The organism is Pseudomonas sp. A0308 (assembly GCF_044218815.1).
GTDB lineage: Bacteria > Pseudomonadota > Gammaproteobacteria > Pseudomonadales > Pseudomonadaceae > Aquipseudomonas > Aquipseudomonas iridis.
This window is the reverse complement of sequence record NZ_CP162581.1, coordinates 1934304-1956189: the sequence shown is the minus strand read 5'-3', so window position 1 is coordinate 1956189 and position 21886 is coordinate 1934304. Positions and strand designations below refer to the sequence as shown.

The following is a 21886-nucleotide window of genomic DNA, read 5'->3' as shown; positions in this document are numbered from 1 at the left end:
CAAGGGAGTCCATCCCCCGGTAAACGATAGCCGTAAAAAAGCCCCGCATCTTCCAAAAAAGAGCGGGGCTTTGGGTCTTTTTGTCGCGGTGTACGGCTTGGTGGATTCGTCGCTGGCTAAATCTACCCCCTCACCCCAGCCCTCTCACCCAAGGGGGTGAGGGGGGAAGGGAGCCGATCTTCATGGTTTTCAGAGCTTGGGTTCGACTCGAAATTTCAAGTCGACGCAGCTCGGAAGAACAACGCGATCAGTCCCCTCTCCCTCTGGGAGAGGGTTAGGGTGAGGGGCTTTTGACGTTCAGATCAGATCTGCTCAGCCCACAAATCGTATTCGTCAGCATCCGTCACTTTGCACCAGACCTTGTCGCCCGGCTTGAGGTTGCTGCCGTTATCGATGAACACGTTGCCGTCGATCTCCGGGGCGTCGAAGAAGCAGCGGCCGACCGCGCCTTGCTCGTCGACTTCGTCCACAAGCACTTCGATTTCGCGGCCAATGCGCAGTTGCAGGCGCGCCGAGCTGATGGCTTGCTGGTGCGCCATGAAGCGGTCCCAGCGATCCTGCTTGACGTCGTCCGGCACGATGTCCAAGTCGAGGTCATTGGCCGGTGCGCCTTCAACCGGCGAGTACTGGAAGCAGCCGACGCGGTCAAGCTGGGCTTCGGTCAGCCAGTTCAGCAGGTACTGGAAGTCTTCTTCGGTTTCGCCCGGGAAGCCGACGATGAAGGTCGAACGGATGATCAGGTCCGGGCAGATTTCACGCCAGTTCTTGATCCGCGCCAGGGTCTTGTCTTCAAACGCCGGGCGTTTCATCGACTTCAACACTTTCGGGCTGGCGTGCTGGAACGGGATGTCCAGGTACGGCAGGATCTTGCCGGCGGCCATCAACGGGATCAGCTCGTCGACGTGCGGGTACGGGTAAACGTAGTGCAGACGCACCCAGACGCCCAGCGTGCTCAGCGCTTCGCAGAGTTCGGTCATGCGGGTTTTCACCGGCGCGCCGTTCCAGAAACCGGTGCGGTATTTCACATCAACGCCGTAGGCGCTCGTGTCTTGCGAGATCACCAGCAGCTCTTTGACGCCGGACTTGACCAGTCGCTGGGCCTCGTCGAGCACATCACCCACGGGACGGCTGACCAGTTTGCCGCGCATCGACGGGATGATGCAGAAGCTGCAGCTGTGGTTGCAGCCTTCGGAAATCTTCAGGTAGGCGTAGTGGCGCGGAGTCAGCTTGATGCCTTGCGGCGGCACCAGATCGATCAGCGGGTTGTGGTCTTTGCGCGGCGGCACGACGTCGTGCACAGCGTTGACTACCTGCTCGTACTGCTGCGGACCGGTCACGGCCAGCACGCTCGGGTGCACGTTGCGGATGTTGCCTTCTTCTACGCCCATGCAGCCGGTGACGATGACCTTGCCGTTTTCCTTGATCGCTTCGCCGATCACTTCCAGAGATTCAGCCTTGGCCGAATCGATAAAGCCACAGGTGTTGACCACCACGACGTCGGCGTCCTGATAAGTGGACACCACGTCATAGCCTTCCATGCGCAGCTGGGTCAGGATCCGTTCGGAGTCGACCAGAGCTTTCGGGCAACCCAGGGATACGAAGCCAACCTTTGGATTGGCTGGCGCAGGAGTGGTGGACATGTCTAACCTCGGTATTTTGTGACGTCGATTGCCTGACGCGGGAATCGACGGATGGGCGCTTAGGGCGCGCCTCTGATCAAAAAGTGCGCAATTCTATCGACGAGCAGCTCTCTTGACCAGCTTTATGCAGGGAAATACGACGAGTGCTGCGCTATGCTTCGCGCCGTAGCGCTTTACTGAATTTTTACAGTCAAGAAAACGTCCGTTACAAGGCGTAAAAACGCGCATGCTGCACCACAAAGCATAGTGCTTCATTCGAAGAAGCCGGTCTGGAATCAGGAGTTGTTGGATGGGTCAGGCAAGTAGTCACGCGGCAGGCGCCGAGGGTTCGGCCTCTAAACCGCTGAGCATGCTGGTCGCGGCGGTCGGGGTGGTTTATGGCGACATCGGCACGAGCCCGTTGTACACCCTCAAAGAAGTGTTTTCCGGCGGTTACGGTGTGCCGGTCAATCACGATGGCGTGCTAGGCATTCTGTCGTTGATCTTCTGGTCGCTGATCTGGGTCGTGTCGATCAAATACATGATGTTCGTGCTGCGCGCCGATAACCAGGGCGAGGGCGGGATCATGGCACTCACCGCGCTGGCGCGGCGAGCAGCGGGGGAACGCAAGAAGCTGCGGTCGTTGCTGGTGGTCTGCGGGCTGATCGGTGCGGCGCTGTTTTACGGCGACAGCATGATCACTCCGGCGATTTCCGTTCTGTCGGCGATTGAGGGTTTGGGCCTGGCGTTCGATGGCATTGATCACTGGGTGGTGCCGCTGTCACTGGTCGTGCTGGTTGCGTTGTTTCTGATTCAGAAGCACGGTACGGCACGCATCGGCATTCTCTTCGGGCCGATCATGGTCACTTGGTTCCTTGTGCTCGGCGCCCTCGGTGTCTACGGCATCAGCCACTCGCCTGAAGTGCTGCACGCGATGAACCCGATGTGGGCGGTGAATTTCTTCGTCGTCCATCCTGGTATGGGCGTGGCTATTCTCGGCGCTGTGGTGCTGGCGCTGACCGGTGCCGAAGCGCTGTATGCCGACATGGGACACTTCGGCCGCAAGCCGATTGCCCGTGCGTGGTTCCTGCTGGTGCTGCCAGCGCTGATGCTCAACTACTTCGGTCAGGGCGCCTTGCTGCTGGAAAACCCGGAAGCGGCGCGTAACCCGTTCTATCTGCTGGCGCCGAGCTGGGCGTTGATTCCGCTGGTCGGGCTGGCGACGATGGCCACGGTGATTGCCTCGCAAGCGGTGATTTCCGGCGCGTTCTCCCTGACCCGTCAGGCGATCCAGCTCGGTTACATTCCGCGCATGTACATTCAGCACACCTCCAGTGACGAGCAGGGCCAGATCTACATCGGTGCGGTGAACTGGGCGTTGATGGTTGGCGTGGTGCTGCTGGTGCTGGGCTTCGAGTCGTCCGGCGCGCTGGCCTCGGCCTATGGCGTGGCGGTGACGGGCACCATGTTGATGACCACCATTCTGGTGTCGGCAGTCATGCTGCTGCTGTGGAAATGGCCACCGATCCTCGCGGTGCCGGTGTTGCTCGGCTTCCTGCTGGTGGACGGTCTGTACTTCGCCGCCAACGTGCCGAAGATCGTGCAGGGCGGTGCGTTCCCGGTGATCGCCGGTATCGCGCTGTTCGTGCTGATGACCACCTGGAAGCGCGGCAAGCAATTGCTGGTCGAGCGTCTGGACGAAGGTGCGCTGCCGCTGCCGATCTTCATCAGCAGCATCCGCGTGCAACCGCCGCATCGCGTGCAGGGCACCGCGGTGTTCCTCACTGCGCGTTCCGACGCCGTGCCACACGCTTTGTTGCACAACCTGTTGCATAACCAGGTATTGCACGAGCAAGTGGTGCTGCTGACGGTGATTTATGAAGACATCCCGCGCGTACCACCATCCCGGCGTTTCGAGGTGGATGCCTACGGCGACGGCTTCTTCCGGGTGATCCTGCACTTCGGCTTCACCGACGAGCCGGACGTGCCGCAGGCGCTGAAGCTGTGTCATCTCGATGAACTCGATTTCAGCCCGATGCGCACGACGTACTTCCTCAGCCGTGAAACGGTGATTGCCTCGAAACTCGAAGGCATGGCGCGTTGGCGCGAGGCGTTGTTCGCGTTCATGTTGAAGAACGCCAACGGCAACCTGAGGTTCTTCAATCTGCCGTTGAACCGGGTGATCGAGTTGGGGACGCAAGTCGAGATGTAATCCCCGCCCCATTGAAAAGCCCCCGTCAGCCTAGTGGCTGGCGGGGGCTTTTTTGTGCCTGCGGGTCCCACCTGATTCCTGCATCAATCCCCTGTGGGAGCGAGCCTGCTCGCGAAGGCGTAGTGTCAGTCGAGGAATCTGAAGGCTGATCCACTGCATTCGCGAGCAGGCTCGCTCCCACAAGGGTTTGGCTGTGTTACTTGCTTACAGGTAACTCTGCTTCGGACTCGGTCTTCGTGCGCGCAGGTCGTGGCAGCAGCGCTTGTATCACATCGTCGATCAGAGCCTTGCCCATCACCGTCAGATAGTGCACCGCCCAAGCGTGACGGTCGGTGTCTTTGGCGTAGGCAGCGTCTTCTGCGAAGGATTTGGCGAGGTACAGCAGGTCGGAGGATTGGGACAAGGCATCGATGATCGGGATGCCGGAGCGAACGTTGAAAAAGGCTTCATTTGCGTTGTAGAGGAAGGGGGTGAAGCCGATGGTTTTCAGATCAGATTGATTGCTCATGTTCAATTCCCTTGATTTCGAGAGCTGCCGCATCCGATACCAAGCGAATGGGTGGCAGCTGTGCGCAGGTTGGTAAACCGGGGAACCAAGGAAACCGGCACGCTCGAAAGCGTCCCACACACAGCTGCCATAACACTGGACAACAGGCGGAAATACGCCTGAATCGTGTTAGGTGCGCCGTTGCGTCTTATTCCACCGGGTTACCAAGCCCGATCGCTGAATGGGTCAGCGACGTCCGGAGAGTATCCCGACAAAAAACAGCTCAACAGGGCGGCAAGGCGCCGCAACACGCGATTCGGAGTTTGCCTACAAGGTCTGTGGGCGTCATCCGATATTGCGAGACTGGAAGTAAACGAAACTAAACGTCTGGCAGATATGCCTGGAGGAATTGATATCCGAATCCAGCGCAATGCCCCGTGGGAGCGAGCCTGCTCGCGAATACGTACTCTCAGTCAACGAATCTGTTTACTGACCCACCGAATTCGCGAGCAGGCTCGCTCTCACGGGAAATTTTGGCGGCTGCCGGAATGTAAAAAGCCCCCGCCACTTTGCAGTTGCGGGGGCTTTTTGTTGGAGCGTTTCAGATCACTCTTCGGCCACCTGACTCGCCGCCTGACGCTTCTGGATCAAGTCCACCAGACGCTTTGCCAGCGCAGGATAGTTCTCATCGAAGTGATGACCACCCGGCAGTTTCACCGCTTCACCCACCGCAGTCTTGTCAGTGCAGCCGCTTTCATCGGCCTCTTCTTCACCATAAATGCACACGACCTTGGCCGGTGGCAGTTTGGCCATTTCCGGGCCGGTGGCGGCTTCTTTGCCGGCGTTGCCGAGCCAGCCTTCGACTTCGATTTCGAAACTGCCAGTGCGGGCGAAGGCCAGCAGGATGATTGCGTCGACGCGCTGCTGCTCGGTGTCCGGCAGGCGGTTGTAGATAGCCGGCAGGACGTCGGCGCCGAACGAATAACCGGTGAGGATGAAGCGCTTGGTGCCCCATTTCTGCCGGTAGTGTTGCATCAGTTCGGTCAGGTCCAAGGCGCTTTGTTCCGGGCTCTTGTGCTGCCAGTAGTAGCGCAGGGTGTCGATGCCGACGACCGGGTAGCCGATCTTGGCCATTTCACCGGCCACGTCGCGGTCCAGGTCACGCCAGCCGCCGTCGCCGGAGAGGAACAGGGTTACGGTGTCCTTGGCCTGACCGGCAGGCACTTCAACCACCGGGATCGCCAGACCACCATTGGCCTTGTCGCCACCGACGAGGATCTTGCGCAGTTCGTTGTTCAGTACTTGCGGCAAGTTGATGTCGTAGTCGCTGATGCTGGTTTCGGCGTTCGGTTGATCGCGCACAAAACCCGCGCTGGCGTCGTCCGGGTTGTCGTTCCACGCCACCAGCCAGTGGCCGTGGGCGGCGGCTTTCGGCAGCAGGTGAGTGCAGCCGGGTTTTTCCAGTGCGAGGTCGACGGAGATGGCCTGAGCCTTGTCGTCCTTCTGCTCGGACAACCAGCGCCAGGCCAGCACGGCGCCCGGGCCGATGCCGCTAACGAGTGTGGCCGGCCCGTTCAGTTCGCGCAGACCGGTTTGCAGGGCGCGGCTTTGCAGCAGGCAGTCCTTGGGCAGAATCACCTGAACGATCTGCGCCGAGGCGCTGCGGCTCAGGGTGGTCAGTTGCTTTTCAGAGAGTTTCTGGTCGTCGTTGACCGCGACCAGCACCTGCGCCTTGGGTTTGGTGCCGGGGATGACGCGGGTCAAAACGGTGCCGTCTGCCGCCGTAATAGGTTCGAGCGTTGGTTCCGGTGCCGGGCGTTTGAGGTACCAGAAACCGCCGCCGGCAATCACGGCCAGCACGATCAGTGCGGCCAGGATGTACTTCAGGGAGCGTTGAATCATCAGCGTTTCACCAATCCAGTCAAGCCGCCCGCGATCAGGGCAGCAGTGTCGGCCAGCGCCACCAACGGATCGAGTCCGGCGGGCACGGCCATATAACGGGGTTCCCAGTCAGGCTGGAATTTGTCTTTGAAGCGGCGCAAGCCTTGGAAGTTGTACAGCTGCTCACCACGGCGGAAAACCATCGAGCCCAAACGCTGGGTCAACGGTGCACCACGCCGGGGTTGCAACCCCGACAACGGCACCATGCCCAGGCTGAAGCGCGCGTATCCGTGACTCTTATAGTGTTGAATCAGGCCGACCATCATGAATTCCATGGTCAGTTTTGGCGCGTCCGGGTGTGCGCGCATCAGGTCGAGACTGGCCAGGTCATGGCTGTAGGTCTCGAGCAGATTGGCAAACGCCACCGGGCGGCCTTCGAAGCGAATTACCGCGATGCGGAAATGCTTCAGGTAATCGTCGCTGAAACGGCCGAGGGAGAAGCCTTTCTCGCGCACGTTCTTGCCGGTCAGCCAGGCATCTGAAATCACCTTGAGCTCATCCATCGGCGCCTGACCCGGTTCATGGATCTCCAGCGACAGGCCGTCGCGGGTGCCACGGTTCCAGGTGTAACGCAGATCCTTCATCTCCTTGCCCTTGGCTTCGAGGTCAAAGCGGGTGAGGTCGACCCGCGCTTCTTCGCCAAGCTTGATCGCAGTCAGGCCGATGTCCATGTAGTACGGCAGGTTCTCCGCGCGCACTTGATAGAACACAGGGCGGGCGTGGTGGATGTCGCACAGGTCGCGGAACTGCCAGATCATCTCGGCCCGTTGCTGGCCGGGGCCGATCGGGTCGTACAGGGCTACCAGACTGCGGCCACGGCGGGCGTACATCAGGAACGCTTCGTCGTTCTGGTGAAACAGCAACGCCTTGTCACCGGTCAGCGCGAGGCCGCCATCGGGTTGAGACGAGGCCATCAGAATCTTTGAGGCGCGATCCAGTTCGTCCGGCGTTGGCAGGTGAATGACTGGGCGCGCGGTGCGCAGCAACCAGGTCAGGGCAATCACCAGCAACAGTACTGCGGCGCCGAGCAGCGAGCGCAGACCGCGTGGGGCGTCAGCGTCGAGGGTGAACTGCCACCAGAGTTGATGGCTGTACGGCACGTCTTGATAGGCGAACAGCAACAACCAGGCTGAAGCACCCAGCACACACACGCTGGCTACCAGGTACAGCGGCGAGAACGGCAGCTCGGTCAAGCGGCTCGGGCGATAGAACGAGCGGCGGAACACCGCCAGCAGACTTGCCGTCAGGGTCATCAACAAGGCTTCTTCCCAGTCGAAACCCTTGAGCAGCGAGAGCAGGGCGCCGACCAGCAACAGAATGGTGGTCAGCATCCACGCCGCCGACAACCGGCGTCGCAAGCCTTGGGCCAGCAACAGACACAGCACGCCGATCAGGCTGGCGCCGAAGTGCGAAGCGTCGACCAGTCGATGCGGGATCAGAAAACCGATGTGTTCCAGGCGCGTATCGATCTCTGGGGTGGCGCCGGAGAACAGCAGCACCACGCCGGACAGAAATACCAGCACCGCCAGAATCGGCGCAGCCAGACCGGATGCTGCGCGCATGGTCTGGGTCTGAAACAGGCGCTGGCCTTCGTTGATCAGCAGGAATACGCAAGCCACCAGCAGCGGCGCCACTACGTAGATCAGGCGATACAGCAGCAGCGCAGCGGCGAGTGGCGCGGCACCAAGCTGATTGGCGAAGGCGGCCAGCAGAATCGCCTCGAACACCCCGACGCCGCCCGGCACATGGCTGAGCACACCAGCGGCCAGGGCCAACAGATACACCAGCAGAAACGCGCCAAACGGCGGGGCTTCCGGCAGTAACAGATAAAGCACGGTGGCGGCAGCGGCAACGTCGAGGGCGGTGATGACGAGTTGCATGAACGTCAGGCGTCGACCCGGCAGGCGCAAGGTGCGGCGGCTGGCCTTGACCAGCAGATTGTGCGCGAATGGTTGTTCCGGTAGGCGCCGACGATAGATGCCGATCGCCAGAATCGCGCCCAGCAGGAGTACGGCGCCAGCAACAGTGCCGAGCAATCCTTCAGACAGCCCCAGGGCCTGGGATGCGCCGGGCAGATCGCTGAGGGTCGCGAGTGCGGCCAGCGGTGGCAATGCGCAGCCCAGCGACAGGCTGGCGAATAAGGTCATGTGCGCGACTTCCGATGCGCTCACGCCAAGCCGTGCATATAAACGGTAGCGCACCGAGCCGCCGGACAGCAGCGACAGACCGATCGCGTTGCCTATCGCAAACGCGGTGAAGCCGCCGAGGGCCAGCGTGCGCGGTGGCAATGTCACGCCTGCGTAGCGGGCGGCCGACCATTCATAGCCCAGTAGAATAATGAAGCCGACCACGGTCGCACCGAACGCGCCGAGCAGGGCAGGTTTCGGTACCTCGAGAATCGAGTCGTGCAAGGCATCGAGATCGAGTTCGGCGAGCAAGTGGCTACAGGCAATCAGTGCGATGGCAAACAGCAGCAGAGTGACCGCCAGACCGATGGGTTGACGGTATTTGCTTAACCGATCCAGCAAGCGCAAACGCTCGGGTTTGATCGGATGTTCCGCTGTGACATTGCCTTGTGGATCAGACGAGTTGGCGCGCATCAATCACCTCTTGGATTGTGCGCGACAGGATGGAGGTATCCAGCCAAGTTACCAATCCCTGTAGAAAAAAATAATCACAAAATATTACGCCTCTCGCCGAGGCTCGGCGAGGGCAGTCATGGATTACAGGCGTCTGCGCCGCGACTCAAGCATAGTCGCGACTCGGCGTTTCTGATGATCCTGGACGGTTCACTGCACGATGACAGCTCATTGTTGCGAAAGGACTTTTTCAGCAGATACAAAAAAGGCCACTCTTTCGAGTAGCCTTTTTTGATGTTTGGTTGCGGGAGCCGGATTTGAACCGACGACCTTCGGGTTATGAGCCCGACGAGCTACCAGACTGCTCCATCCCGCGTCTGTGTGGCGGCATTCTACAGGCGAACGGCGGGGTGTCAACCGCTAATCCCGTAAAGGGTCAAATAAGTGCGAAATAGCGTCAAACGGTCGCACGTGACGGGTAACCCTAAGAAATGCAACGAAATCCCGTTTGGAGGAGGGCGCTCTTACAGTCTTTCTTTTGCAAAACAAGCGCGCACAAAAAAGGCCACTCTTTCGAGTAGCCTTTCTTGATGTTTGGTTGCGGGAGCCGGATTTGAACCGACGACCTTCGGGTTATGAGCCCGACGAGCTACCAGACTGCTCCATCCCGCGTCTGTGTGTCGGCATTCTACAGAGGATCGCCGGGGTGTCAACCTTCAATCTGGATAAAATTCGTTGAGGTTCAATCGGTTAGCGCTTTTCTTGATGGTTGAAACAGGCCGCAGGGCAGGTGGGGCAAGGCTTTCAGCTCTATTGGCGGTCGTTCTTCGATTGAGAAAATAAATTCACCGAAGCTTCCTACCGAAGGAAAAGAACATTCTGACCACTGGTGCTATATACAGTTGTGAGTGAGATACTGCCGATCCGGTTCGCCACGTTTCCTTTTCTGACATGACTCAGCGAAAAATCATCCACGTCGACTGTGACTGTTTCTACGCCGCCATCGAGATGCGCGATGACCCGCGTCTGGCCGGCAAGCCGTTGGCGGTGGGCGGTTCGGCGGATCGGCGCGGGGTGATTGCCACCTGTAATTACGAGGCGCGGGCGTATGGCTTGCGCTCGGCCATGTCCTCCGGCCACGCTTTAAAGCTGTGTCCCGACCTGACCATCGTCAAGCCGCGCATGGATGCTTACCGTGAAGCGTCTAAGGAAATTCACACGATTTTTGCTGATTACACTGACTTGATCGAGCCTTTGTCGCTGGATGAAGCCTACCTCGACGTGTCGGACAGCGCGCATTTCGGCGGCAGTGCCACGCGTATTGCCCAGGACATCCGCCGCCGCGTTTCCAATCAGTTGCATATCACTGTCTCCGCAGGCGTGGCGCCGAACAAGTTTCTGGCGAAGATTGCCAGCGACTGGAAGAAGCCCAACGGTTTGTTCGTGATCACCCCGGATCAGGTCGAAGACTTTGTCAGCGGCCTGCCGGTCAGCAAGCTGCACGGTGTGGGCAAAGTCACCGCTGACAAACTGGGCCGACTCGGCATCGTCGACTGTCAGCACCTGCGCGAGTGGGACAAGCTGGCGCTGGTGCGCGAATTCGGCAGTTTCGGTGAGCGAATGTGGAGTCTTGCTCGTGGGATCGATGACAGGCTGGTGCACAACGACAGTCGCCGTCAGTCGATCAGCGTGGAAAATACCTACGACGTTGATCTACCGGATCTGCGCAGTTGCCTGGACAAGTTGCCCGAGCTGCTCGAAACCCTGAAAACCCGCATGGCCCGTATCGACAGCAGTTATCGGCCGGGCAAGCCGTTCGTCAAAGTGAAGTTTCACGACTTCACCCAGACCACATTGGAGCAGGCCGGGGCAGGGCGGGATCTGGGCAGTTATCAGTTAATGCTGACGCAGGCATTCAATCGCGGGGGTAAACCGGTGCGGTTGCTTGGGGTCGGGGTGAGGCTGGAGGACTTGCGGGGTGGGTTTGAGCAGATGGAGTTGTTTGAGCGTTGACCTGTAAAAGCAAAAGATCGCAGCCTTCGGCAGCTCCTACGTTGGAATGCATTTTCCTGTAGGAGCTGCCGAAGGCTGCGATCTTTTAATAGCGCTTAATTCGGTCCTGGATCCGCGACCAATCGCCCGGCATCCTTGGTCAGCGACTTGAGAAACTCAGCCTGCAACTCAGGATCGTTACGCGTCAACTCGATCAAGCTCTGTTCCAGTTCGCTGGCTTCTTCTTCCAGCCCCAGTTCCGAGAGACGTTTGACCCGGTGGACCCACTCGCTGACTTCGTCATCTTCCAGATCGTCGTAGATCAGCCCGTGCGCCTCCAGCAATTTGCCGCGCAGGTGGCTGCTGATCATCAGGGATGAGTCAGAGTGCACGTCATCCTTGGCATCCTCGACGCTGATCTGCAATTTGCCGACATGGTTGAGATCATTCTCGGCAAACGGACTGTCGAGCAGGTTCAGACGCAAAACGCCGTTACGGTCGGTGGTCATCTCGAAGGTCTGCTTGCCAGCCTTGACCTGCACTGGACGCTCGCTCCACGGCAGGCTCGAATACTCCGTGCGCTTGTCGCGCTGGATTTCATCGATGCCGGCGAGGTTCTGTTGCGCACGACCGTTGGATTGCACGTTCATCAACGGGTTGAGCCCGGCAAAACCGTAGCTGAGCCAGTCCCGGGTCACGCTGTCCGGCAGATTGCCGAGCGCGAAGACGTTGACCACGTTCGCGCCGACGCCACCGACCACCGCCACCGCACCCAGCGGAATCTCGTAGACCTCGCGCCAGGGTTGGTAAGGCGTGTAACGATCGTAACGGCGGGTGACTTCGAACTCGGTGACTTCGAAAGTCTTCTGCTCGTTGATCTTTACGCGTCGCTGCGGCAGCTCAAGCACCTTGGGCTCACCGACATCAATCTGCAGGCGGTGATCGAGCAGTTTTCGCTCGACCCGCTCTTCGTGCTCGCTGCGTTGTGACATGTGATTGGCACAGCCGCTGACCAGCAGGGCACCGCACAGGGCGGTGCCTCCGAGGCCCAAGGTGTTTCGCTTGAACATGACGTCTCTATCTGGTTTCAGCGGCGGATACGGGCCTGAAGGAAGGACAATACGTCAGCCACCGGCAGCGCTTGCGCCTCGCCTTCGGTACGGCTCTTGTATTCCAGGTTACCTTCGGCGAGGCCGCGGTCACTGACCACGATCCGGTGTGGAATGCCGATCAGTTCCATGTCTGCGAACTTGATGCCCGGGCTGGTTTTCTTGTCGCGATCATCCAGCAGCACTTCGAAACCGGCCGCAGTCAGTTCTGCGTACAGCTTGTCGGTGGCTTCGCGCACCTGCTCGGTTTCATAGCGCAGCGGTACGAGGGCGACCTGGAACGGCGCAAGAGTGTCGCTCCAGATGATGCCGTTTTCGTCGTTGTTCTGCTCGATGGCGGCTGCCACCACACGGGACACGCCGATACCGTAGCAGCCCATTTCCAGGGTCACAGGCTTGCCGTTCTCGCCCAGCACTTCGCACTTCATCGCCTTGCTGTACTTGTTGCCCAGCTGGAAGATGTGCCCCACTTCGATGCCGCGTGCGATTTCCAGAGTGCCGTTGCCGTCCGGGCTTGGGTCGCCAGCAACCACGTTACGCAGGTCGGCCACGGTTGGAACCGGCAGATCGCGCTCCCAGTTGACGCCGAAGTAGTGCTTGTCGTCGATATTGGCACCGATAGCGAAGTCGCTCATCAGTTCGACCGAGCGGTCGATGATGATCGGCAGTGGCAGGTTCAGCGGGCCGAGCGAACCGGCGCCGGCGCCAATCGCGTCACGCAGGTCGGCGTCGGTGGCCATTACCAGCGGGCTGGCAACGCCAGGTTGCTGGGCTGCCTTGATCTCGTTGAGTTCGTGGTCGCCACGAATGACCAGAGCGATCAGCTTGCCTTCTTCTTCGGCGCGCACGATCAGGGTCTTGATGGTCTTTTCAATCGGCAGATTGAATTTTTCCACCAGCGCGGCAATGGTCTTGGTGTCTGGCGTATCGACCAGGCGCAGCTCTTCGCTCGCAACAGGGCGCGAAGTTTCGCGCGGCACTGCCTCAGCCTTCTCGATGTTCGCCGCGTAGTCGGAGCCGTTACTGAAAGCGATATCGTCTTCGCCGGATTCGGCCAGTACGTGGAACTCGTGGGAACCGGCGCCGCCGATCGAGCCGTTGTCGGCTTCAACCGGACGGAATTTCAGGCCCAGACGAGTGAAGATGTTGCAATACGCCAGGTGCATGCGGTCATAAGTGACCTGCAGCGACGGCTGATCGGCGTGGAAGGAGTACGCATCCTTCATGATGAATTCGCGGCCGCGCATCAAGCCGAAGCGCGGGCGGATTTCGTCACGGAATTTGGTCTGGATCTGGTACAGGTTGATTGGCAGCTGCTTATAGCTGCTCAACTCGTTGCGCATCAGATCGGTGATCACTTCTTCGTGGGTCGGGCCCGCGCAGAAGTCACGACCGTGGCGGTCTTTGAAGCGCAGCAACTCAGGGCCGTATTCTTCCCAGCGTCCCGATTCCTGCCACAGTTCGGCCGGTTGGGTGCTCGGCATCAACACTTCCAGAGAGCCGGCGGCGTTCATTTCTTCGCGAACGATGGCTTCAACCTTGCGCATTACCCGCAAGCCCATCGGCAGCCAGGTGTACAGGCCCGAGGCGAGTTTGCGGATCATGCCGGCACGCAGCATCAGCTGGTGGCTGATGACGACCGCATCGGAAGGCGTTTCTTTCTGTGTGGCGAGCAAAAATTGACTGGTGCGCATGGTTGGCCGTTGTCGGTTGCTGAGACTGGAAATGACGGAGCAGTGTACCGGCGAGTTTTGCTGACGTACAGAAGTGCGGCCGGCAGTGAGGTCCAACGGCGGGATTCCTCCCGCCGTTGGCGAAACGTCTTACGATTCGTCCACGAGTGGCGTCGGTACAGGCTCGGGCGTTGGCGTCGGGCCTTCGCGGCGGCTTTCCTGGAACCAGTGCAGCGCGATCAGCACCAGTGTCGGCACGCCGAGCAGTGCAGTGATCAGGAAGAAGTTGTGATAACCGAACTTCTCGACCATGACCCCGGAATAGCCGCCGATCAGGCGCGGCAGCAGGAGCATGATCGAACTGAGCAGCGCGTATTGCGTCGCGGAGAACTTCAGGTTGGTCAGGCTCGACAGGTAAGCGACAAATGCAGACGTCGCCAAACCGGAACTGAAGTTGTCCAGGGAAATGGTCACCATCAGCATCTGCAGGTTCGGACCCATGTCGGCGAGCATCAGGAACAGCAGGTTGGTGCCCGCCGACGCTGCGCCGCCGATGAGCAGGATCGGCAAAATGCCGAAACGCACAATCAGCAGTCCGCCCATGCCGGCGCCGACGAGGGTCATGATCAGACCGAATATCTTGCTGACACTGGCAATCTGATCCTTGGTGAAACCCTGGTCGATATAGAACACGTTGGCCATCACGCCCATCACCGTGTCCGACATCCGATAGGTGGCAATCAATCCGAGCAGCAGCAGCGCTTGCCAGCGGTAGCGCAGGATGAAGTCGTTGACCGGCGTCAGCACCGGTGCCAGCCCGCGACGCCCCATGGCCGACAGGCACAATGCGGTGAGCAGCGTATAGAGGATGGCGCGCAGGAAGGCACGGTCTTCCAGCAGCAGGTCGAGCAGGCTGGCGCCTTCGAACAGCACGCTGGCGAAATCGGTGTTGTAGAGCTGGGTGAACATCGCCGGCACAGACACCAGCAGAACGATCAGCACGAACACGGACATCAGTTGATGCATGAAGGTGTAGCGCCCGGCCTGCAACTGCGTGCGCAACGGTACAGGCGGTTCGCGCATGAACAGCGTTGTCAGCAGGGCAGGGATCATTAGCGCGCCAAACAGCAAGTAGGTGCCGGCCCAGGCCGAGTGCTGATAGTTGAAGCCGGTTGAGCCAAAACCTTCAGCGAAAAACAGTGCGCCGGCAGTCGCCAGCAGCGCGGCTATGCGATAGCCGGACATATAACTGGCAGCGAGTGCGGCTTGTCGGCTGTCGTCGGCGATTTCCAGGCGATAGGCATCGACCGCAATATCTTGGGTCGCGGAAGCGAAGGCAACGATCACCGCAATGGCGATCAGCCAGGACAGATGCTTCTGCGGATCGCAGAAGCCCATGCCGATCAGGCCCAGGATTACCAGTGACTGCGAAAGCACCAGCCACGAACGGCGACGGCCAAGCTTGCCCAGCAACGGCAGGCGCCATTGGTCGAGCAGCGGTGACCAGACCCATTTGAATGCGTACGCGAGACCGATCAGGCTGGCGTAGCCGATGGTTTCACGGGCCACGCCGGCTTCACGCAGCCAGACCGACAGCGTTGAGAACACCAGCATGTACGGCAGGCCGGCGGCGAAACCCAGCAACAACAGCACGAGCGTCGAAGGACTGGCATAGGCGGCGAGCGCGGCGCGCCAGGTTTTACGGGGCATGGGCTGAAGTCTGCCTCAAGATTGCGGGAACAAAGCGCGCACTCTAACCGCAGTGCTCTACCGGACGCCAGCCATGGCGTTGAATATCCACACGATTGTTCAGGACGGTGATGCCTTCCATGCGCAAACGCGCGCGTTGTTCATCGCCCGAGGGACTGCCTACTGGCAGGCTGATCCGACCGCCGGCGCCGAGAACGCGGTGCCAGGGCAGTTTGGTGTCGTTGGGCAATTGGCTGAGCGTGCGGCCGACCCAGCGGGCGGCGCGCCCCAACCCGGCGAGATCAGCCAATTGACCGTAGCTGACGACTTTACCAGCGGGCACTTGCGCAAGGGTCGAGTAGAGCGCCGTGCGTCGGATTTGCGCTTCGCTTTCGCCTCCATGGATCGGGTCTGTCACGTACGCGGTTCCTGAACGGGGTCGAATTAATGCCTGAAGCGTAAACCCTGATCGGCCAGTTGAGAAATGAACTCAATGGAAATAGTCCGGTCACTCCTTGTCAGGGTCTTATTCCTCCGGATAATGCCGATCCTTTTACGCAAACTTGAGCCCTCGATTCGCTTATGTTTTCCAGAACCTTGCTGTGCCTTGCTGTTTGTAGCGCGTCCACGCCCCTGCTTGCCGACACCGTCTGGATGAAGAACGGTGACAAGCTGACCGGCACTATCACTGTGTTCGACGGCGGCAAGCTGTTGATCCAGACCAAATATGCCGGGGCCGTCACGATTGACTGGAAAGAAGTCAAAACCCTGGACAGTGATCAGCACCTGCTGGTCAAGCAGGATGCGTACACGGGTGAAATGTCCAAATCGCTGACCGCGGCTGACGACGGCAAGGTCACCCTGGCCAATGGCGAAGCGCCAAAAACCGTGGAGCTGGCGAGCATTCAGCAGATTCTCAAGCCCAAACCGGTGGTCGAGGATCTGGTGTGGAAGGGCAATGTCGATCTGGCGCTGGACTATCAGCGTGCGGAGAAGGACACCGACGATTACGACATCGGCTTCAAGACTACGGCGCGGCACGGTCGCTGGCGGCACATTGCCGAAGGCGAATACAACCGTGAAGTACAGGACGATGTGACCACCACTGACAACTGGCGCGCCGAGTACTCCCTTGACCGCTTCCTGACCGATCAGTGGTTCTGGCAGGGGCGTCTGAACTATAAGCGCGATCACATCGAAGAGCTGGCGCGTCAGCGTGTCGTCGGTACCGGTCCTGGCTACCAGTTCTGGGATGATGAGTTGGGGGCGTTCTCGCTGGGCTCGCTGCTCAACCGCACCGATTACGAATACAAGGATGGCAGCAAGGACAACTTCTACTCCGTTGCCATGAAGTGGGACTACAACCGTTACCTGATCGGCAAGAAGGTCGAATTCTTCACCAACGGCGAAGTTGGCAAGCCGTTGTCCAACGTGGCCAATTACGCGCTGGATGCCGAGATGGGCTTGCGCTACAAGGTCACCGAGTGGGCCTCGCTGAACCTGAAGGCCGAGCGTGACATCATCAGCGGTACCAATGATGCAGATTTGAACAAGACCCGTTATACCGCTGGGTTTGGCGTGGCTTGGTAACGTAAAGCAAAAGATCGCAGCCTTCGGCAGCCCCTGGATTCAGGAGGGGTTGCCGAAGGCTGCGATCTTTTTTTGCGCCTGAAAAACAGACGCCCACAAAAAAGCCCCGCTTTTAAGGGCGGGGCTCTTTTCTAAAGAAGCTACAAGTTAGATAACTTGTACTTCCTCAGCTTGCATGCCTTTCTGACCGCGGGTAGCGATGAAAGAAACCTGTTGGCCTTCTTTCAGGCTTTTGAAGCCGTCGGATTGGATAGCTTTGAAGTGAACGAACAGGTCGTCACCGGATTGTGGGGTGATGAAGCCGAAGCCTTTTTCATCGTTGAACCACTTAACGGTACCGGTTTGGCGATTAGACATGGTGTAACTCCTTGAACAAAGATAACTGCGACACAGGAAGAACCCTGGCCGAGACTGAGTGCAAAGAGCAGGAAAAATTCTTGTAGATGGTTGGATCGAAATTCAACATATCGTGTAGAGATTCTCAGTGACACAAGCAGCACAGTGGCGCCACCTTAACCCTTTTTCCGGAATGTGCCAATGCTTCTTGCGAAGGTTTCTTTAATTTCGGGATCGGCGGTGTGACAGTTCGTCGCCAGAGTCCGCAAATCCAGGGTGTTCGGCGAGAATTGCACCGCGCACTTTGAACGCGGCGGCGCGACCGGTAAGATGCCGGACAGAATTTTTCCACCTCGCTATTCAGGACACCCGCCATGAGCATCAAATCGGACAAGTGGATTCGCCGCATGGCGCAGGAACACGGCATGATCGAACCGTTCGTCGAGCGCCAGGTGCGTGGCAGTGACGACAACCGCGTGATCTCCTATGGCGTGTCGAGCTACGGCTACGATGTGCGTTGCACCAGCCACTTCAAGGTGTTCACCAACATCAACTCGGCCATCGTCGATCCGAAAAACTTCGACGCCGGCAGCTTCGTCGACATCCATAGTGACGTTTGCATCATTCCGCCGAACTCCTTCGCCCTGGCCAGCACCGTCGAATACTTCCGTATTCCACGCAACGTGCTGACCATCTGCCTGGGTAAGAGCACCTACGCGCGTTGCGGCATTATCGTCAACGTCACCCCGCTCGAGCCGGAGTGGGAAGGCCACGTGACGCTGGAATTCTCCAACACCACCAATCTGCCGGCAAAAATCTACGCCAACGAAGGCGTGGCACAGATGCTCTTTCTTGAATCCGACGAGGAATGTGAAGTTTCCTACAAGGATCGCGGCGGCAAGTATCAGGGCCAGCGTGGCGTAACTCTGCCGCGTACCTGATTCGTCCATCCGGCGGATGTCGGGAATTCTTTGGCGGGCAGACACTCTATGGGGTGTACTGCCCGTTTTTGTGTCTGGCAAAACGGGCCTTCGCCGAGGAGTGCCCCATGAAGATCGATCCGCATATCAGTGCCGAACTGGCAAGGCTTGAGCCCAATCAGATTGGCGTCTTAGCCTGGTCCTTGTTGGCACATCCGCCCATCAGCATGGCCGGCGGGATTCCTGGTCAGCCTGATCCCGATACCCCCAACGAACAACCGACCGAGCCGGGCGAACCGACCCTTCCGGATGAGCCGCCACCGGCACCTGTCGCCTGATTTGCACTAAAAAACGCGCTAAATGACGCGCTCAATGAATGGTCGGTCAGTAGAGGTCGATAAAGACTTCAACTGACTGGCCAGATTTCGTTGTCACCGATGACAAAAATCCTGCAGGTCTCGTCGCGGTCGACCTGATAACCACCGGTGAACGCACCGAACGCCGGCATCAGGCTGATGCGCTCGCCGAGTTTGAAGCAGGCCAGACGCAAGCTCTGCCGGCCTTTGCCGTGCAGCCGATAGACTGGGTGCACATGCCCGGCCAGCACATGTCTTTCAGCGTGGGGATCGGGCTCGTGTTGCAAGGCGAACGGGCCGAGCAACAGCGGCTCCGGCACGACGCGAATTTTCAACGATGCGGGCGGGTCACCCGCGCGCTTGTCGTGATTGCCGCGAATCAGCGTCATCGGCAGATCAGCGTGGCGCGACCGCCATTTGGACAGTGCGCTTAACGTGCCTGGCGCATGGGAGCCCGGGCCGTGGAGAAAATCGCCAAGAAAGATCAGTTGCCGACAGGGCAGTTTAGCTAACAGTCGATCAATCACGGCGATGTTGCTTGACGTCGTGCCTTGCGGAACCGGCTGACCGAGGCTGCGATAGGCGGCAGCCTTGCCGAAATGCACGTCGGCGATCAACAGCGCTTGCTGCGCCGGCCAATACAGGGCCTTTTCCGGTAACAACCAGAGCTCCTCACCGGCCAGACGAACGGGGTAGGGCGCATTCATCAGCCCTTGCCCTTGTCGGCTGATTGCTCCAGATCACCCACCATCCGTCTGATCCGGTCAGCGAGTTTTTCCGAGCTCATGCTCTCGCGCATGCGTTCCACCAGCAGCGGAAAGCCTAAGGGTGTAGGACGTTTGATCAGATGTACGTCGAGTTTCATGCGATTGATGTGCTCCAGCGTCTGTTCAAGCCTGTGAATATCCAGTTCCGCTCGCAGGACTTCTTCCCCGGCCTGCGCCAGCAGCAGGTTGTCGGCGTCATATTGTTTGAAAACCTCGAAAAACAAACCGCTGGAGGCCTGCACCTGGCGGGTACTTTTTGGCGCGCCGGGGTAGCCGGCGAACACCAGCCCGGCAATTCGGGCGATTTCGCGAAAACGCCGCAGGGCCAGTTCGCCGGCGTTGAGGCTGGCCAGCACATCGCGCAGCAGATGTTCGGGGCTGAACAGTTCGGCATCAAGTTGCTGCGACCAATCAACCGGTGTGGCGCTGAGCAACTCCAGACCGTAATCGTTGACCGCGATCGAGAACGTCACCGGCTGACGCTGACTGGCACGCCACGCGAGCAGGCTGGCGAGCCCCAGGTGCACTTGGCGACCGGCAAACGGATAGAGGAAAAGGTGCCAGCCTTCGCGGGATTTCAGCACCTCGACCAGTAAGTTTTGCGTCGTGGGCAGGCCAGACCAGCGCGCCTGGGTTTCCAGCAAAGGGCGCAGGGCCTGCATTTCCGGCCCGACAAATTCCCCCTGTGCGGCGGCGGTGAAGCGTGTCACTACCGCCTCGGCCAATTCATTGGAAAGCGGCATGCGCCCGCCATTCCAGCGCGGTACGGCGGCTTTTTTCGCGGTGCTGCGTTTGACGTAGGCGGTCATGTTCTCCACGCGTACCAGCTCCAGCAGACGTCCGGCAAACAGAAACCCATCACCGGGCTTGAGCCGCGCAATAAAACCTTCTTCGACGCTGCCCAGTTGCTTGCCGCCGCCACCCTTGCTCCAGAATTTCAGCTGAATGCTCGCGTCACTGACGATGGTGCCGATGCTCATGCGGTGCCGCCGCGCCAGCCGCGCATCTGGCACGCGCCAGACACCGTGCTCATCCGGTTCGACTCGTCGGTAATCCGGATACGCCGTCAGAGACATCCCTCCATGGCGTACGAATGCCAGCGCCCAGGCCCAATCCGCCTGTGTCAGATCACGATAAGCCCAGGCGCCGCGGACTTCTTCGTACAGCTCCTCGGGGATAAATCCGCCCCCCAGCGCCATGCTGACCAAATGTTGCACCAGCACATCCAGCGGTTTTAGTGGTGAGCGTCGCGGTTCGATACGCCGTTGCGCCACGGCATCGCGGGCAGCGACAGCTTCGATCAGCTCGAGGCTGTGGGTGGGCACCAGCGTCACTCGTGAGGTGCGTCCCGGTGCATGGCCGGAACGCCCGGCGCGCTGCATCAGGCGGGCGACACCCTTGGCCGAACCGATTTGCAGCACGCGCTCCACCGGCAAAAAATCCACACCCAGATCCAGGCTGGACGTGCAGACCACTGCCTTCAAATGGCCGTCCTTCAATGCCTGCTCTACCCAGTCGCGGGTGTCACGGGACAATGAGCTGTGGTGCAAAGCGATCAACCCGGCCCAGTCCGGCCGCGCTTCAAGCAGCGCTTGATACCAGATTTCCGACTGCGCCCGGGTATTGGTGAACACCAGGCTGCTGGCGCAGGCGTCGAGTTCGGCGACTACTTGCGGGAGCATCTTCAGACCGATGTGTCCGGCCCAGGGAAAGCGTTCGATGGTCGGTGGGAGGAGGGTGTCGACCTTGAGGGATTTTTCACTCTGGCCCTGAATGCTGACGCCACCGCCCTGTGGGATCAGCACCTGCTCGGCGTGGGATTGATTACCGAGCGTGGCGGAGACGCCCCAGACGATCAGGTCTGGCTGCCAATAACGCAGGCGGGCGAGGGCCAGTTGCAGTTGCACGCCGCGTTTGTTGCCGAGCAATTCGTGCCATTCGTCCACGACGATCATGCGCAGGGTCGACAGTGCGCTGTGTGCGTCGGCGCGGGCGAGTAGCAGCGTCAGGCTTTCCGGGGTGGTAATCAGCGTGGTCGGCAGACGTCGGCTCTGGCGCGCACGTTCGCTGCTGCTGGTGTCGCCGGTGCGCAGGCCGATGCTCCACGGGATCTGCAGATCGGTCACCGGCGTTTGCAACGCGCGGGCGGTGTCGGCGGCGAGGGCGCGCATCGGCGTGATCCACAGCACGGTCAGTGGTTCGGCAACGGGTTTGCGTTTGCGCACCGTTTCAACAACCGGCGCGGATCGAGCGAAACGGTTGAGCGCGGCAAACCACACCGCATAGGTTTTACCGGCGCCGGTGCTGGCGTGGAGCAGTCCGGACTGGCCGTTTTTTACGGCGGCCCAGACCTGTTTCTGAAAGACGAAGGGTTTCCAGGTACGGGCGCTGAACCAGGTTTTTGCAAGGTCGGGAGATTTCGCCATGCCGGCTGCGCGCGCTCTGGAGGGGTTCTTCCAATGACCGCGGCTTGGCAGGACAAGTTTAATTTTGTGGCTGATGGATTTCCCTGTGGGAGCGAGCCTGCTCGCGAAGTTGGCTGAACATTCACAATCAATGTGACTGACAGAGCGCTTTCGCGAGCAGGCTCGCTCCCACAGGGTTTACGTGTGTAGC

General features: G+C 59.6%; 16 protein-coding genes and 2 tRNA genes. 5 read left to right on the top strand and 13 right to left on the bottom strand.

Going from position 1 to position 21886, the window contains the following annotated elements:
- Positions 1-302: 302 nt before the first annotated feature.
- Positions 303-1640 (bottom strand): 30S ribosomal protein S12 methylthiotransferase RimO, encoded by a 1338-nt coding sequence (gene rimO, locus AB4P92_RS09160; protein ID WP_042557939.1) that lies wholly within the window; start codon positions 1638-1640, stop codon positions 303-305.
- 349 nt (positions 1641-1989) lie between these two features.
- Between rimO and AB4P92_RS09155 the strand changes: the two genes are divergently transcribed.
- Positions 1990-3831 (top strand): potassium transporter Kup, encoded by a 1842-nt coding sequence (locus AB4P92_RS09155; protein WP_395599665.1) that lies wholly within the window; start codon positions 1990-1992, stop codon positions 3829-3831.
- Positions 3832-4027: 196 nt separating this feature from the next.
- Here AB4P92_RS09155 and AB4P92_RS09150 read toward each other — a convergent pair whose 3' ends face one another.
- The 5 genes from AB4P92_RS09150 to AB4P92_RS09130 form a co-directional block, all read right to left on the bottom strand.
- On the bottom strand, positions 4028-4339 hold the full coding sequence (locus tag AB4P92_RS09150) for a DUF3077 domain-containing protein (protein WP_261735141.1): 312 nt from the start codon (positions 4337-4339) through the stop codon (positions 4028-4030).
- A gap of 585 nt (positions 4340-4924) precedes the next feature.
- The gene (locus tag AB4P92_RS09145) at positions 4925-6220 is read right to left on the bottom strand and encodes a virulence factor family protein (RefSeq protein ID WP_042557942.1); all 1296 of its coding nucleotides are present in this window, start codon (positions 6218-6220) and stop codon (positions 4925-4927) included.
- Positions 6220-8859 (bottom strand): bifunctional lysylphosphatidylglycerol flippase/synthetase MprF, encoded by a 2640-nt coding sequence (mprF, locus tag AB4P92_RS09140; RefSeq protein WP_395599267.1) that lies wholly within the window; start codon positions 8857-8859, stop codon positions 6220-6222. Before mprF ends, AB4P92_RS09145 begins: the two co-directional genes overlap by 1 nt.
- 278 nt (positions 8860-9137) lie before the next feature.
- A tRNA-Met gene (locus AB4P92_RS09135) sits at positions 9138-9214 on the bottom strand.
- Between the two features lie 219 nt (positions 9215-9433).
- Positions 9434-9510, bottom strand: a tRNA-Met gene (locus AB4P92_RS09130).
- A 279-nt stretch (positions 9511-9789) separates the two neighbouring features.
- On the opposite strand from AB4P92_RS09130, the gene dinB reads away from it, so the two are divergent.
- The gene (dinB, locus tag AB4P92_RS09125) at positions 9790-10851 is read left to right on the top strand and encodes a DNA polymerase IV (RefSeq protein WP_395599266.1); all 1062 of its coding nucleotides are present in this window, start codon (positions 9790-9792) and stop codon (positions 10849-10851) included.
- Positions 10852-10946: 95 nt separating this feature from the next.
- Here the strand turns inward: dinB and AB4P92_RS09120 are convergent, their stop codons facing one another.
- From AB4P92_RS09120 to AB4P92_RS09105, 4 genes are all read right to left on the bottom strand, one after another.
- On the bottom strand, positions 10947-11900 hold the full coding sequence (locus AB4P92_RS09120; RefSeq protein WP_395599265.1) for a hypothetical protein: 954 nt from the start codon (positions 11898-11900) through the stop codon (positions 10947-10949).
- 17 nt (positions 11901-11917) lie between these two features.
- Positions 11918-13633, bottom strand: a complete 1716-nt coding sequence (locus AB4P92_RS09115) for a proline--tRNA ligase (protein ID WP_395599264.1) — start codon at positions 13631-13633, stop codon at positions 11918-11920.
- Between the two features lie 129 nt (positions 13634-13762).
- Positions 13763-15322: an AmpG family muropeptide MFS transporter gene (locus AB4P92_RS09110; RefSeq protein ID WP_047299999.1), complete on the bottom strand. Its 1560-nt coding sequence runs from the start codon at positions 15320-15322 to the stop codon at positions 13763-13765.
- Positions 15323-15365: 43 nt separating this feature from the next.
- On the bottom strand, positions 15366-15719 hold the full coding sequence (locus AB4P92_RS09105; RefSeq protein ID WP_395599263.1) for an MGMT family protein: 354 nt from the start codon (positions 15717-15719) through the stop codon (positions 15366-15368).
- A 164-nt stretch (positions 15720-15883) separates the two neighbouring features.
- Between AB4P92_RS09105 and AB4P92_RS09100 the strand changes: the two genes are divergently transcribed.
- Entirely contained in the window at positions 15884-16891 is a 1008-nt protein-coding gene (locus AB4P92_RS09100; RefSeq protein ID WP_042557948.1) for a DUF481 domain-containing protein, read from the top strand.
- Positions 16892-17038: 147 nt separating this feature from the next.
- Here AB4P92_RS09100 and AB4P92_RS09095 read toward each other — a convergent pair whose 3' ends face one another.
- On the bottom strand, positions 17039-17248 hold the full coding sequence (locus AB4P92_RS09095; protein ID WP_002554837.1) for a cold-shock protein: 210 nt from the start codon (positions 17246-17248) through the stop codon (positions 17039-17041).
- A gap of 353 nt (positions 17249-17601) precedes the next feature.
- Here AB4P92_RS09095 and dcd point away from each other — a divergent pair, with 353 nt between their 5' ends.
- Positions 17602-18168, top strand: coding sequence for a dCTP deaminase (dcd, locus tag AB4P92_RS09090; RefSeq protein WP_010462661.1), 567 nt, complete (start codon positions 17602-17604; stop codon positions 18166-18168).
- A gap of 107 nt (positions 18169-18275) precedes the next feature.
- The gene (locus tag AB4P92_RS09085; protein ID WP_042557949.1) at positions 18276-18485 is read left to right on the top strand and encodes a hypothetical protein; all 210 of its coding nucleotides are present in this window, start codon (positions 18276-18278) and stop codon (positions 18483-18485) included.
- A gap of 68 nt (positions 18486-18553) precedes the next feature.
- Here AB4P92_RS09085 and pdeM read toward each other — a convergent pair whose 3' ends face one another.
- Positions 18554-19210 carry a ligase-associated DNA damage response endonuclease PdeM gene (gene pdeM / locus AB4P92_RS09080; RefSeq protein ID WP_395599262.1) on the bottom strand — a complete coding sequence of 219 codons (657 nt, stop codon included), beginning with the start codon at positions 19208-19210 and terminating at the stop codon, positions 18554-18556.
- Positions 19210-21696, bottom strand: a complete 2487-nt coding sequence (locus AB4P92_RS09075; RefSeq protein ID WP_395599261.1) for a ligase-associated DNA damage response DEXH box helicase — start codon at positions 21694-21696, stop codon at positions 19210-19212. The genes pdeM and AB4P92_RS09075 overlap by 1 nt, the downstream gene beginning before the upstream one ends.
- Between the last annotated feature and the right edge of the window lie 190 nt (positions 21697-21886).